Source organism: Limnohabitans sp. JirII-31, from assembly GCF_002778315.1.
In the GTDB taxonomy this organism is placed as follows: domain Bacteria; phylum Pseudomonadota; class Gammaproteobacteria; order Burkholderiales; family Burkholderiaceae_C; genus Limnohabitans.
This window is the reverse complement of sequence record NZ_NESA01000013.1, coordinates 45,604-58,627: the sequence shown is the minus strand read 5'-3', so window position 1 is coordinate 58,627 and position 13,024 is coordinate 45,604. Positions and strand designations below refer to the sequence as shown.

The 13,024-nt window shown below is 57.4% G+C and carries 11 protein-coding genes; 5 read left to right on the top strand and 6 right to left on the bottom strand.

Translation table 11 applies throughout. The features are described 5' to 3' along the window. Window positions 1-79: 79 nt before the first annotated feature. The 3 genes from B9Z41_RS14635 to B9Z41_RS14625 form a co-directional block, all read right to left on the bottom strand. Window positions 80-1,498 (bottom strand): Fic family protein, encoded by a 1,419-nt coding sequence (locus B9Z41_RS14635; RefSeq protein WP_100147816.1) that lies wholly within the window; start codon window positions 1,496-1,498, stop codon window positions 80-82. A 163-nt stretch (window positions 1,499-1,661) separates the two neighbouring features. Then, window positions 1,662-2,627 carry a tripartite tricarboxylate transporter substrate binding protein gene (locus B9Z41_RS14630; RefSeq protein WP_100147815.1) on the bottom strand — a complete coding sequence of 322 codons (966 nt, stop codon included), beginning with the start codon at window positions 2,625-2,627 and terminating at the stop codon, window positions 1,662-1,664. 19 nt (window positions 2,628-2,646) lie between these two features. Then, window positions 2,647-3,711, bottom strand: coding sequence for a tartrate dehydrogenase (locus B9Z41_RS14625; RefSeq protein WP_100147814.1), 1,065 nt, complete (start codon window positions 3,709-3,711; stop codon window positions 2,647-2,649). A gap of 110 nt (window positions 3,712-3,821) precedes the next feature. On the opposite strand from B9Z41_RS14625, the gene B9Z41_RS14620 reads away from it, so the two are divergent. The 3 genes from B9Z41_RS14620 (at window position 3,822) to B9Z41_RS14610 (ending at window position 5,879) form a co-directional block, all read left to right on the top strand. Further along, window positions 3,822-5,231: an 8-oxoguanine deaminase gene (locus B9Z41_RS14620; protein WP_100147813.1), complete on the top strand. Its 1,410-nt coding sequence runs from the start codon at window positions 3,822-3,824 to the stop codon at window positions 5,229-5,231. Between the two features lie 74 nt (window positions 5,232-5,305). Beyond that, window positions 5,306-5,587: a type II toxin-antitoxin system RelB/DinJ family antitoxin gene (locus B9Z41_RS14615; RefSeq protein WP_369823344.1), complete on the top strand. Its 282-nt coding sequence runs from the start codon at window positions 5,306-5,308 to the stop codon at window positions 5,585-5,587. Then, window positions 5,559-5,879, top strand: a complete 321-nt coding sequence (locus B9Z41_RS14610) for a type II toxin-antitoxin system YafQ family toxin (RefSeq protein WP_100147847.1) — start codon at window positions 5,559-5,561, stop codon at window positions 5,877-5,879. The genes B9Z41_RS14615 and B9Z41_RS14610 overlap by 29 nt, the downstream gene beginning before the upstream one ends. A 63-nt stretch (window positions 5,880-5,942) precedes the next feature. Here B9Z41_RS14610 and B9Z41_RS14605 read toward each other — a convergent pair whose 3' ends face one another. From B9Z41_RS14605 to B9Z41_RS14595, 3 genes are read right to left on the bottom strand one after another with little or no spacing between them, the layout of a single operon-like run. Continuing rightward, window positions 5,943-7,928: an ATP-binding protein gene (locus tag B9Z41_RS14605; RefSeq protein WP_100147812.1), complete on the bottom strand. Its 1,986-nt coding sequence runs from the start codon at window positions 7,926-7,928 to the stop codon at window positions 5,943-5,945. Window positions 7,929-7,942: 14 nt separating this feature from the next. Then, window positions 7,943-8,482, bottom strand: a complete 540-nt coding sequence (locus B9Z41_RS14600) for a YfiR family protein (protein ID WP_158236195.1) — start codon at window positions 8,480-8,482, stop codon at window positions 7,943-7,945. Between the two features lie 33 nt (window positions 8,483-8,515). Continuing rightward, window positions 8,516-10,630 (bottom strand): TonB-dependent siderophore receptor, encoded by a 2,115-nt coding sequence (locus B9Z41_RS14595; protein WP_100147810.1) that lies wholly within the window; start codon window positions 10,628-10,630, stop codon window positions 8,516-8,518. 232 nt (window positions 10,631-10,862) lie between these two features. On the opposite strand from B9Z41_RS14595, the gene B9Z41_RS14590 reads away from it, so the two are divergent. Both B9Z41_RS14590 and B9Z41_RS14585 read left to right on the top strand, forming a co-directional pair. Then, window positions 10,863-11,444: a histidine phosphatase family protein gene (locus tag B9Z41_RS14590; protein WP_100147809.1), complete on the top strand. Its 582-nt coding sequence runs from the start codon at window positions 10,863-10,865 to the stop codon at window positions 11,442-11,444. 34 nt (window positions 11,445-11,478) lie between these two features. Beyond that, a complete protein-coding gene (locus tag B9Z41_RS14585) occupies window positions 11,479-13,005 on the top strand; it encodes a cryptochrome/deoxyribodipyrimidine photo-lyase family protein (protein WP_100147808.1) in 1,527 nt (508 codons plus the stop codon). Window positions 13,006-13,024: the final 19 nt, after the last annotated feature.

Here is a 13,024-nt window from a genome sequence, read left to right as displayed (position 1 = left end):
ATCTATCAGGTTCGCAAAAATCCGCGCCATGAATGCACCGCCAACAAGTGCTGGCAGGTCGAGTTGTTCTTCAAGCGAGTCAAGCAACGCGCCCCACACACTTTTGCTGCCAAGCCAAGTACTCAGCGCGGCGCAGGCGGTAGCGGGCGATGTTGCCTTCGTGCAGTTGTTGCAATGCGTCGGTCAGCATTTGCTTGAAGAGCTCGCGGTCAGCAGCATCAGCGGCTTGGCGTGCCAGCTTGGCCAGCACGGCGGGCTGTGGTTTGCGCAGGTTTTTGACCACGGTTTGCACGGCCTGAATCAAAGCCTCGCGGTATTTGATTTTCAGTGGATGAGGTTCAACCATGGTTTGCGTGATGGCCAAGTAACGCTGGCATGAACGCTCGTAGGCCCACACAAACACATCGCGCAGCAAATCGACTTCGTTGAGTTCATAAACACCCAAGGTGCCTTCGATGTAGGCGCGTTCAGGCACATCAACAAACGACAAAGGGCAAAGGTTGTGTTTGATAAGCGGTATGTTGGCCCCAATGCGCGAGACGCGTTTGTTGACGTCTTCAAAGGGTTGCAAATAGGGCAGCTGCACCATCAAAAAAAACGCCTGTTCAAACGGGTCGGCAATGGCTGCCGCTTTGTCAAGCATGAGTGCAAAGCCGTCTTCAATGACTTGCGGCAAAGCAGCGGGGTGGTACACGGTGCCCGCAATGTCCACCACCCGCCAACGCAAGCGACCGCTGGCCAGTGGGTCGCGCATCAAGTCTTGCGACAGCACGGCGTGCAGGTTCTTGAAGGTGAAGGCGTCAAAGCCCACGTCGTGTGCGTCTTCAATCAGCATCTCAATGGCTGATTTGTGGTTCAAGATCATCTGCGTTTCAATCGCGTCTTTGCCTTGGGCCACTTGCCCTAGCTCAATAAGGTTTTGGGTGTCGAGTCGGCTGTAGGTGTTGCCTTCCAGCTTGGACGAAGCCCACGACAAATCCACCAGCAAACGGCTCAAGATGTCGCGGGCGTAGGTGCCTGCGGGTCGCTCACTGGCCGATGTGCGGCCCATCTGGTGCAACTGCTTGCGCAGCGATTCGCTCAGGTAAAAGGTGTTGCCGGGCAGGTACGCCTCCAAAAACTCGCGTCGATAGCCCACCGGGCGGCGGTGCATCAAAGGCAAGCGCACTTGATCACGAATGCGCGCACCAGCGAGCGACACCGAGATGCACGGCTCTGCCTGCGCGCCACCCACAAATGCAGAGGTGGTGGGTTCGCGTGCCATTGTTTTGGCATGCAAATTGGGTTTGTAGAGCATAGAAATGCCAGGGCCTTCGGCACGCAGGCGTTGCATCTCAATCAGCCGTTGCAAGCGCCGCTGCAAGGTGCGGCGGTGGAGCTGCCCCGCTTGGCGCTGTGCCATTTGGGCCTCAATGTCCGAGATGCGTATACCTTGGGGGTGGGCCAACACGATGGACTCGATCCACTGAAGTTCTTCGCTGGGGGTGGTGCGTGGCATGGCTGGGCCTTTCTGTCTGTCGTATTGAGGCACTTATTGAGACACTTATCGCGACACTATTTAACGCCATTTTGTCGTCATAAGTGTCGCATATTGTGTCGCAAGACAAAGCCTTTTTGTCGCAACCCGCATGAGCCCCCAGCTAGAGGCCAGTCACAGCGCTTTACTTTTTGCCCAGTCCCAAACGCGCAGCACCCTCGGTATAAATTTCTGTGCGTTCTTTCATGAAGGCGTCCATTTGGTCGACACCGATGTTGACCAACTCAAAGCCGTTCTTGGCGGCGAGTTCTTTCATCTCGGGGTCGTTGTTCAAATTGGCCCACAGCTCAGACAAACGTTTGCGCTGTTCTGGCGTGGTGGCTTTGGGCACACCAATGCCGCGGTACGCACCGTCCACCCAGTTGACCCCCAGCTCTTTGAACGTGGGCACGTCAGGCATGAGCGCATGGCGCTGCTCCATGGCCACGGCCAGCGGGCGCACACGCGCTTTGTTGGCAATGGCAAATGGGGTGTAGGTCATGGCCCCATCCACTTGGCTGCCCAGCACTGCCGTGGTCATGTCGCCCGTGCCTTTGAAGGGGATGTAAATGGTCTTGATGTTGAAGGCGGCGTTGAGTCGCTCGTGCGCGGCGTGGTTGGCCGAGTTCAAACCGGAACCACCCAGCGAGAGCTTGCCCGGATCTTTTTTGGCAGCCACTAAAAAGTCGGCAAAGGTTTTGATGGGGCTGGCCAGGGGCACCACCAAAATGTCTGGCGTGTAGTGAAACCAATACACGGGTGTGACGTCTGCTGTTTTGTATTGCACTTGCCCCTCAATGGGCTGAAACACGATGTGCGGCAGGTTGATGCCCACCACGTTGACACCGTCTGCGGGCAAGGCGTTCATTTGCGTCCACATCAGCGCGCCACCTGCCCCCGCTTTGTATTGCACGATGGTTTCAATGGCGGCGCACTTCTTCTTCAACACCAGTTGCTGATGGCGGGCCGACAAGTCAGACTCGCCCCCCGGCGGAAAGGCTTGCCAATACTGCACGTTTTTGTCGGGGCAAGGCTGAGCCCATGCCAGCGTTGACAACACAGCAGCCGCCAAGCCAGCGCCCCATACACGCCAAGAAAATTGCAAGCTCATGATGTTGTCTCCTGATGAATCAACGAATCAACGCACACACCGCATCGGTCACTTGCGCGGTGGTGGCGCTGCCGCCTAAGTCACGCGTGTGAAGGGCGGGGTTGGCCGTGACTTGTTCGATGGCGTGCATCAATTTTTTTGCAGCAGCGTGTTCGCCCAAGTGGTCGAGCAGCATGACGCAACTCCAAAACGTGCCCACGGGGTTGGCCAGGCCTTGGCCCATGATGTCAAAGGCCGAGCCATGGATGGGCTCGAACATGCTGGGGTAGCGGCGCTCGGGGTCGATGTTGCCTGTGGGCGCAATGCCCAGGCTGCCTGCCAGCGCAGCCGCCAAGTCGCTCAAGATGTCGGCGTGCAAATTGGTGGCCACCAAAGTGGCCAAGCTGGCGGGACGGTTGACCATGCGGGCGGTGGCGGCATCGACCAACTCTTTGTCCCAGGTGACATCGGGAAATTCGCGGCTGATTTGCACGGCAATTTCGTCCCACATCACCATGGCGTGGCGTTGTGCGTTGGACTTGGTCACCACGGTCAGCAACTTGCGCGGGCGCGACTGCGCGAGCTTGAAGGCGTAGCGCATGATGCGCTCGACACCCGCACGCGTCATCATGGACACGTCAGTGGCCACCTCGATGGGATGCCCTTGGTGGGCGCGACCGCCCACCCCCGAATACTCGCCTTCTGAGTTTTCTCGCACGATCACCCAGTCCAGGTCTTTTGGAGCGCAACGCTTCAGGGGCGCATCGATGCCGGGCAAGATGCGGGTGGGGCGCACGTTGGCGTATTGGTCAAAGCCCTGGCAAATTTTTAGGCGCAAGCCCCACAGCGTAATGTGGTCGGGAATGTGTGGGTCACCTGCCGAGCCAAACAATATGGCGTCCATGTGGCGCAAAGCATCAAGGCCGTCTTTGGGCATCATCTCGCCGTGTGCGCGGTACCAGTTGCCACCCCAGCCAAAGCTGGTGAAGTTGAAGGTGAATGCTTGGCTGCCCGAGGCCAGGGCTGCCAGCACTTGCTGGCCTGCTGGAACTACTTCTTGGCCAATGCCGTCTCCGGGAATGCATGCGATGTTGTAGGTTTTCATCGCTTCAGTTTAGAAACCGATGCCGCACGGGGCAAGCCCTCAACACATGGGACATTCCCGATGCAACCTCGGTCAGAAAACTCGGGACATAGAGCAGTTAAAGTTTGCGCATGACCACCCTGCTGATTCACCGCGCCCGCTGCATCGCGTTACTTGACGATGCCAACACCGAACTCCATCACACCTCGCTGCTGATACGCGATGGGCGCATTGACCGCATCTTCAAGTCCGATGAACCGGTGGATGCCTGGCTGGCCCCTGGTGCCGTGGACGAAGTGATTGACGCCCGCCACCACGTGGTGGTGCCTGGCTTGATCAACACACACCACCACATGTACCAGTCGCTCACGCGGGCGGTGCCACAGGTGCAAAACGCCGAGCTGTTCAGTTGGCTGCAAGGGCTGTACCCCATATGGGCGGGGCTCACGCCAGAGATGGTGAAGGTGTCAACCCAAGTGGCCATGGCCGAGTTGCTGCTGAGTGGCTGCACCACCAGCAGCGATCACCTGTACATCTACCCCAACGGGGTGCGGCTGGACGACAGCATTGAAGCGGCCCACACCATGGGCATGCGCTTTACGGCCACACGCGGCAGCATGAGCGTGGGTCAGTCCCAAGGCGGGCTGCCGCCCGACCGCGTGGTGGAAGAAGAGCCTTTCATTCTGAAAGAAACACAACGCCTGATCGAGACTTGGCACGACGCCAGCTTTGGTGCCATGACGCATGTGGCCGTGGCCCCATGCTCACCCTTCAGTGTGAGCCAAGACCTGATGCGCAGCTCGGCCGAGTTGGCGCGCGCCTACAAGGTGCGGCTGCACACGCACCTAGCCGAGAACGACCACGACATTGCCTACACGCGAGAAAAGTTCAACTGCACGCCCGCCGAGTACGCCCAAGACCTGGGCTGGGTGGGCGACGACGTGTGGCACGCCCACGGGGTGAAGCTCGACGAAGCGGGCACCTACCTGTTTGCCAAAACCCGCACCGGCATTGCCCACTGCCCGTGTAGCAACATGCGTTTGGCCAGCGGCATCTTGCCCTTGCGCAAGATGCTGGACGCGGGCGTGCCCGTGGGCCTGGGTGTAGACGGCTGTGCCAGCAACGACGGGGCGCACCTGCTCAACGAAGCGCGCCAAGCCATGCTGCTGGCCCGCGTGGGCCGTGCCCTGGAGAGTTTTGGGTGCGACCACGGCCCGGCTGAGATGACACCGCGTGACGCCCTACGCTTGGCCACACGCGGGGGTGCCCAGGTGCTGGGCCGCGCACACGAACTGGGGCAACTCAGCCCCGGCTACTGCGCGGACATTGCCATGTTTCGCACCGACACCCTCAGCATGGCCGGCGCTGCGGTGCACGACCCGGTGGGCGCGCTGCTGCTGTGCGCCAGTGGTCAAGCGGACTACACCCTCGTGAATGGCCGTGTGGTGGTGCGGCAAGGACAGATTGCCACAGTCGACATGAGGCCGCTGATTGAACGGCACAACCAGTTGGCCTTGCAGTTGGCGCTGGCAAGTCGTTGACAGACGTGGGCGATTGACAATATCTCAATTGAGATACAAAATGCGATCCATTCTAAATTTCGCAGGAGTCCGCAGTGACGGCACAAACCTCCATGCTCCACATTCGTGTGGATGACGACACCAAAGAGCAAGCCACAGAGGCCCTCTCAGCCATGGGCTTGTCTGTGTCAGATGCTGTGCGTTTGTTTTTACGCCGCGTGGTGATTGACCAAGCCTTTCCTCTCGAACTCAAAGTGCCCAATGCCGAAACACTGGCTGCGATGCAAGAGTCCCGCGCCATGATGGCCAAACGCCGTGCACGCTTTGCAACGGCTGACGAACTGTTCACTGATCTTGAAAAAAACAGCCGCAAGTAAACGCGCTGCACTGCCGCGTGCGTCTGACTACACCAAGACGTTTCTCAAAGACTGGCAACGTTTGTCGCACTCGGGGCGCTATGACATGGTGCGCCTCAAAGAGGTCATGGTGCAGCTCATTGCGAACGACATGCCTCTCGGGCCCGAATGGTTAGACCATGCGCTCAAAGGCAATTGGGCTGACCACCGTGAATGCCATATCGGCGGCGACTTTTTATTGATTTACCAAGTGGGCGACAACACAGTTCATTTTGTGCGTGCGGGCACCCACTCAGAACTGTTTAGCAGTTGATGCCTGTCGCGACCAGTGCCCGCCCAGCGACGGTGTGTGCAACAGCGCGCTAACTTTCGAAGCTCAAGCTTTTGATTGCGGATCGCGCGTCCAGCGCCGCAGCACGTCGAGCAAGCTGTGGCCTGTGAAAGGTTTGGTGAGATAGTCATCCATGCCGGCGGCTTCGCACTTCTCGCGGTCGCCTTGCATGGCGTAGGCCGTGAGTGCCACGATGGGTATGCGCTCAGGGCTGGTTTGCTGGCTCTCCCATAACCGAATCTGGCGCGTGGCCTCGTAGCCATCCACATCGGGCATTTGACAGTCCATCAGTATCAGGTCGTAAGTCTTGGCCGTGGCTGCCTCGACGCCCTCTGCACCGCCGTTCACAACATCAACCACGCAGCCTAAACGCTGCAAGGCTGTGCGGGCCAAGATTTGATTGACGGGATGGTCCTCCACCACCAAGACGCGGCAGCTGTAGCCCAACACGGGATGCCCGATGGGGTTGTTGGGCATGACCTGGTGTGGCTGGGCAGTGCCTGTGGGTGTGACGGCAGATTCCATGTCCAAATCGACTAAGAACCAAAACGTGCTGCCTTGGCCAACTTGGCTCTGGACTTGTATGTTGCCGCCCATGAGCTGCACCAAGCGCTGCGCGATGGCCAAACCCAAACCGGTGCCGCTGTGGCGTCGCGCAGTGCTGATGTCGCCTTGGTTGAACTCGTCAAAGATATGGTCTTGTTGTTGGGGCGAAATTCCAATGCCTGTGTCACTGACTTCAAAGCACAATTGCACACGTGTGTCAGACGCCTGCGCTTGTGACACATGCAGATGCACTTCGCCGGCATTGGTGAACTTGATGGCATTGCCCAACAGATTGGCCAAAATTTGGCGCAAGCGCCCCGCATCGACACGGCACCAATTGACGACCTCGGGGTCGACGGTCAAGCGCAGAGATAGGTTTTTGAGTTGCGCACTGCGCTGAAACAGTTGAATCAGATCTTGCAGCAGACTGCGTATCTCCACGGTCGAAGGACTGAGCACCATCTTGTTGGCTTCGATTTTTGAAAAATCCAAGATGTCATTGATGATGCTCAACAGCGCACGGCCAGAGCTGAGTACGGTTTCTACCTGGCTGCGTTGTTCGGTTTGCAAAGGGCTGTCGAGCAACAACTCGGTCATGCCCAAAATACCGCTCATGGGGGTTCGAATTTCATGGCTCATGTTGGCCAGAAACATGGACTTGACGTAGGCCGCTTGCTCAGCCACGAGGCGAGCCTGTGTGGCCTCTTTGACAGCTTGTTCAAGCTCTTGGTTGCTGTGTGCCAATTGTCGATTGCGGTCATCGAGCGCGACCTCTCGCTCTTGCAAGTGCGTCAACATGTCGTTGAAGCCACGGGTCAGTTGTCCAATCTCATCATCGGATTGGCTGTGCACGCGGATGCCGAAATCTTGCTCTTGCGTGAACTGGCGCATGGACTGAGCCAGCCCGGTGATGGGCTCGACCAAGCGCTGCTGCAAAGCAGCTGCCGCGCGCATGGCCAACCAACCAGAGACGATTGAAATCAGCATGATGAACAGCAAGCTGACCCCCCACTGTTGCAGCAAACGGTTGGGGCTGGCGCTGATCAAGATGTAGCCCACGGTTTCGTCGTGCAGCAACACGGGCGCTGTGTGCTCCATCAAGTTGACGCGAAACACGTAGCCACTGTGTTGGTGGGCATCTTCGCTGGTCAGCTGTTCGGGATGAACTGAGGCTGCTCGTCCTTGCGCGCTGTAGCTCGCAAAGCGTTGGCGCTCGCGGTCATAGACCGTCACGGCCACGATGTCTGGCTCGGCTTGCACCGATTGAAGCAGCAACTGCGCTTGACGTGCATCTTCAAACTCCAGCGCAGCCGTGAGGTTGCTGCCCGCCATTTGCGACACCACCGCGAGCCGATCGAACATGTTTTGCTGGAAGGTCCAACCTTGGTAGAGCAACAAAAGCACAGTCGCCGCGCTCAGCGCAAGGGTGACCGTGCGCAGCATCAAGCTGTTGAGTTTGTTTTTGATGAGATCTGGTTTGCGCATATGAGCCTGCCTGTTCAGTCCACGACGCGTGCCAACTCAAGGAGCGGCGCACCAATTTGCAAGCCATGCTCGCGGGCATAGCGCAGCTGAATTTCAAAACCAATGCGGTTGTCTTTGCGAACCAAGGCAATGATGCCGCCGCGCTTGTTGAAATCAGGCATGTCACTGATCGTTAACAAGGCGTTGCTGCCCGAGCCATAGAGCAGTGCAGGGCTGACATCTCGAACGGTATTGCTGACGTAGAGAACATGGCAGCCACGGGTGTCGAGTGGCAACGTCAGTTTCTTGAAGCGGATGTCTCGTTCACGTATTTTTTGGTTTTGCAGGCTTTGCAGTGCGATCTCAGTGGGTGACTCACCCCAGATACACACTTGCAGACTTTCTGTGCGTGTCATGCTGTCAGCTGGCCACTCCACAAATTTGATCAAGCGCAGGATGAGTACCGCTTGGATGCGTGCTTCTCGCGACAAATCGGTTTGAGCATGACTTGTGCCCAGCGACGCACACAGCACGACAACACTGAACCCAAGCAGTGCCGCGATGCGTTGAAGCATGCAAGTGCGCATGTGTGTCTGAGGTGTAACCGGTCAATACTGAACGCGCACACCAAAAATCACAGAAGGTCCAATCAAAGAGCGCGCTGTGTCAGACAGTTCCGAAGTGAACTCCAAGTGACGTGACATCAAAAGGTTTCGCCCTGTGACGCTCCACTGCACCTCGGGTGAGCTGTGCCAGGCCCAGCGCATATCAGCGGTGGTGTAACTGGGAATGGACTGACCAAAGAGCACATCGTTCAACGCGCCAACGTAGCGCACGATCACATCTGTCTCAGAACGTTTGCTGGGCGTGTAGGACCAACGCAACGATCCCGTCCATTTGGGGCTGCTACCGGTTGATTCCAAGCTGTAGGCGTTGGCCGCCGTGGTGTTGACCTTCATGCTGTAGCGACTCGCACTGGCTTGCAAACGATGCTCGCGCGAGGCTTGCCAGTCCAGCCAGGCTTCGATGCCCTGGCTGTGCCCCGTGTATTCGTTGAGCAGGGTGGCTTGCAACAGCAAGTATTGGTTGAGCGACGCCAGTGCTGGCACAAAACACTCGGCATAGGCGGGGCTCGAGATAATGCCGTAGGCAGGCAGGCACTGCATGTTGTTCGTGCTGAAACTGCCCGAGCGCAACTTCTTGTAATCGTTGTAATACACCGAGGTATCCAGCGTGAGACCCTGCGCCAAGCGATGCTTCCATCCCACTTCGTAGGCCCACAACTCCTCTGAAGTCGTTTTACCTGAGACATCCATGAAGCCGGGACGGGGCAAACTGCTCCCGTTCAAGGTGAACTCTGACGGCAAGAGAGACCGTGTGGTGCCATTGCGGTCTATGCGACTGGGTGTGCGAATGGCTTTGCTGGCCGATGTCCAAAATGTTTGGTTGTCATCGGGCATCCACATCAAGCGCACGTTGGGCAACGGCTTGAGCGATTCTTCCTCGTACTTTTCAAATTTGCTTCCCACCGTGAGGATCAGCTTGTCTGCAATGAGGCTGATGTCGTCTTGCGCCAGCATGCTCCACATGCGTGTGCGCAGGTGGTCGGCGCTGAATGTTTGGTATTGCTCGATGCCTGAGGGCAAGCCTGTGGTTGAGGTGCGAACTTCATCGCTGTTTTGCCGAAAGGAGGCGCCCAATACGATGTCATGCGACTTGATCTCTCGGTGGCGGTATTGCGCGTCCACGTCCCAGGTGTCGAGACGGTAATAGGGGTGGGCCGGCCAATCGCGCCGGGTGTGTTCAAAGTAGCTCTGTACGGTCAGCGAGTTGTTGCTAGGCAAGTCGCGCTGCCAGCGCGCCAACAGATGGCCGCCAGAATCGGATTGGGTGGTGCCTTGCAGCACGTTGCCCGGCGGTGACAAACTGTTGAGCAGTGCCGACTCGCCGTACGAGCCCTGATGGAGTTCACCCTGTACGGTGACCGCATCTTGTCCGCTGGGGTTGAGGTCTGCACGCCAGCCAACGCGTTGCTGGCGCCAGCTGTCCATGCCTTTGCCCAGTCCATTCGCAAGGTCGAGCGCTTTGTTCTCAAATGTTTTGCCGTAAATGCGCCAATGCCCCACGCCTTGCCATTCACCGCCATAACGCATCGACACATTGCCTTGGGTGGTGGTGCCAACGCTGACGTCGATCAAGCTGCCTTGCGTGGCGGCAGCAGATTTGGTGATGATGTTGATCACACCGTTCACGGCATTCGCCCCCCACAGCGAGGCACCAGGACCACGGATGACCTCAATGCGATCAATGTCTGCCAACACGGTGTCTTGTGTGTCCCAAAAAACGCCCGAAAACAAGGGCGAATACACAGAGCGTCCGTCAATCATGACCAAGAGTTTGTTGGCAAAACGGCCATTCGAACCACGCGCGCTGATGGCCCATGCATTCGAGCTGATTTGCGCCACATTGATCCCTGGTGCCAATCGAAGCGCATCTGGAATGTTTTGCGCACCGGCTCGGCGGATGTCGTCGCCCGTGATCACAAAAACAGCCGCAGCGGCTTGCGAGATCGTCTGTGGTTTCTTCGACACTGAGGTGATTTCAAGCTGCAGCACCTCTTGCAGTCCCAGCTCTAAGAAAGGCTCCTGAACTTGTGCGCCGGAACATAAATGAAACAGGCTCAACATCAAAAAGGGGCAAGCGTTGCGCACATAAGTTCTCATGATCTGTTCCTGTTTAAAAATTGGTCGTCTGAATATGAATTTGGATCAATAGATATTTACGTTTATCAAAATTTTTAAGTTTAAATTTATTAGGTATTTTAGTATTGTTTTTATTATTTTTAATGTTTTTTTGTAGAACAAGTTTCTGGTGCGTCTTGTTCACTGAAAATGCCTGCCATGCAGGGCTTCAATAGCTAGCCTCCCCTACACAAGCTTTGCGAGATTGAGTGACATGAATCTGAAAAAAATTGCCTTCACTGCTTGTTGTTTCATGCTGTCGGTGTGCGCACTGGCCAGCGACTTGTCAGAGAAACTTCAGTCGCCTGACTACGTCTTGCTGATACGCCATACCCTGGCCCCTGGTGTCGGAGACCCCACGGGTTACACACTGGAAGACTGCAAAACCCAGCGCAACCTGAGCGCAGAGGGACGCCAACAAGCCGTGGTGGTGGGCCAGTGGCTACGCAAGCAAGGCGTGACAACGGCTGACGTGCACAGCAGCGCGTGGTGCCGCTGCAAGGACACGGCGGAGCTGCTGCACTTCAGCGGCTTCAAGGTGGCGCCTGCCTTGGCCTCTTTTTTTGATGAGATGCACCTAGCCAAGGCTCGCACGCAAGCGCTTGAGCAATTCATTGCTGAGAGGGTCAAAACCAAAGGCAACAAGGCACTCATCTTGGTGACGCACCACGTCAACATCCATGCCTTCATGGGCGAGAACATCGCCTCGGGGGACATGGTGCTGGCCAAAGTCGATGCACAAGGGAAAATGACGTCCTACCAAGTCATTCCCAGACCGAACGCCACCCAGCGCTGACGCAAGTGGTCAACCCCAGCCACACACCGCACACATGAGCTATGAACTGGTTTGGTTCAAGCGTGACTTGCGCTGGCAAGACCATGCAGCACTTGCCGAAGCAGGCAGGCGTGGACCCGTGCGCTGCATTTACGTGGTGGAGCCTGAACTGTGGTTGCAGCCTGACGCCGCTCTGCAACACTTTGAATTTGTCCGTGAATCGCTGCAAGCACTCGATCAGGCATTGCGTGCCCAAGGTGGGTGGTTGGAAATACACGTCGGCGAGTTGCTGGAAGTGCTGTCTCGCATTTGGCAAGACCATCCATTTGAGAGACTGCATTCACACCAGGAAACAGGCAACGGATGGACCTACGCCCGCGACCTGCGGGTAGCGGCTTGGTGCCGATCGCACGGCGTGGCTTGGCAAGAGCAGGCGCAGTTTGGTGTGGTGCGTGGTTTGAAGAACAGAAACCTGTGGCAAGCCGCTTGGGAGAAACACATGGCGGCACCGCTGCAACAGGTGGGTCCACTCAGGTTTTGGTCACGTGTGCCAGCGCCAGCTTTTGTGATGGACGCACCCGCGCACTTGCAACACAACCCTCCGTTGCGCCAGCGGGGCGGACGCCCCTTGGCACTGGCCACCTTGCAGAGCTTTTTGAATGCGCGCAGCTTGGGTTATCGCGGAGGTATTTCCTCTCCCTTGACGGCACCCGATGCGTGTTCGCGCCTGTCGGCGTATCTGGCCTGGGGCTGCATCAGCATGCGCGAGGTGGTGCAACACACCCGGGCACACATCGCGCAATTGCCACCTTCGGCAACACGCCACCGGGCGGGGCTGACTGCGTTCATCAGCCGCTTGTATTGGCACTGTCACTTCATTCAAAAACTCGAGAGTGAGCCCGAGATTGAATGGCGCAATATGCACCGTGGCTACGACGGGTTGCGCGAGGAAGACTTCAATGCGGCGTACTTTGAAGCCTTGAAAGCCGCCCGCACCGGCTGGCCCATGGTGGACGCCTGCGTGGTCATGCTGCGCGAGACAGGATGGCTGAACTTTCGCATGCGCGCCATGTTGGTGTCAGTCGCGGCCTACCCTTTGTGGCTGCACTGGCGTCCGGTGGGCGAGTGGTTAGCGACGCAATTTCTCGATTACGAACCCGGCATTCACTGGAGCCAATTGCAAATGCAATCAGGCACCACAGGCATCAACACCACGCGTGTGTACAACCCCATCAAGCAGGCACAAGACCACGACCCGCACGGTGTGTTTGTCAGACGCTGGCTACCCGCCATGCGCCGCGTGCCAGACAGCTGGCTGTTCGAGCCTTGGTTGATGCCTCAGCCGGTACAAACCCACGCAGGCGTGCAACTGGGGGTGGACGTCGCGCAGCCTGTGGTCGATCTGGCACAAGCCACACGTGAAGGCAAGCAACAACTGCACAGCCGACGTCAAACGCCAGAAGTCAAGGCGGGCAAAAAGTCTGTGGTGGACAAGCATGCCTCCAGAAAAACCTTGTCCGCACGAAAAACCAAACCCACAACAAGTCAAGCCGCCAAGCAACAGCTGGGCTTTGACTTTTGATGCCATGCACTTGTCTACA

Coding starts and splice junctions, on each gene's coding strand:
- B9Z41_RS14635 (WP_100147816.1), bottom strand. CDS start 1,498: ATGCCACGCACCACCCCCAGCGAAGAACTTCAGTGGATCGAGTCCATC.
- B9Z41_RS14630 (WP_100147815.1), bottom strand. CDS start 2,627: ATGAGCTTGCAATTTTCTTGGCGTGTATGGGGCGCTGGCTTGGCGGCT.
- B9Z41_RS14625 (WP_100147814.1), bottom strand. CDS start 3,711: ATGAAAACCTACAACATCGCATGCATTCCCGGAGACGGCATTGGCCAA.
- B9Z41_RS14620 (WP_100147813.1), top strand. CDS start 3,822: ATGACCACCCTGCTGATTCACCGCGCCCGCTGCATCGCGTTACTTGAC.
- B9Z41_RS14605 (WP_100147812.1), bottom strand. CDS start 7,928: ATGCGCAAACCAGATCTCATCAAAAACAAACTCAACAGCTTGATGCTG.
- B9Z41_RS14600 (WP_158236195.1), bottom strand. CDS start 8,482: ATGCTTCAACGCATCGCGGCACTGCTTGGGTTCAGTGTTGTCGTGCTG.
- B9Z41_RS14595 (WP_100147810.1), bottom strand. CDS start 10,630: ATGAGAACTTATGTGCGCAACGCTTGCCCCTTTTTGATGTTGAGCCTG.
- B9Z41_RS14590 (WP_100147809.1), top strand. CDS start 10,863: ATGAATCTGAAAAAAATTGCCTTCACTGCTTGTTGTTTCATGCTGTCG.
- B9Z41_RS14585 (WP_100147808.1), top strand. CDS start 11,479: ATGAGCTATGAACTGGTTTGGTTCAAGCGTGACTTGCGCTGGCAAGAC.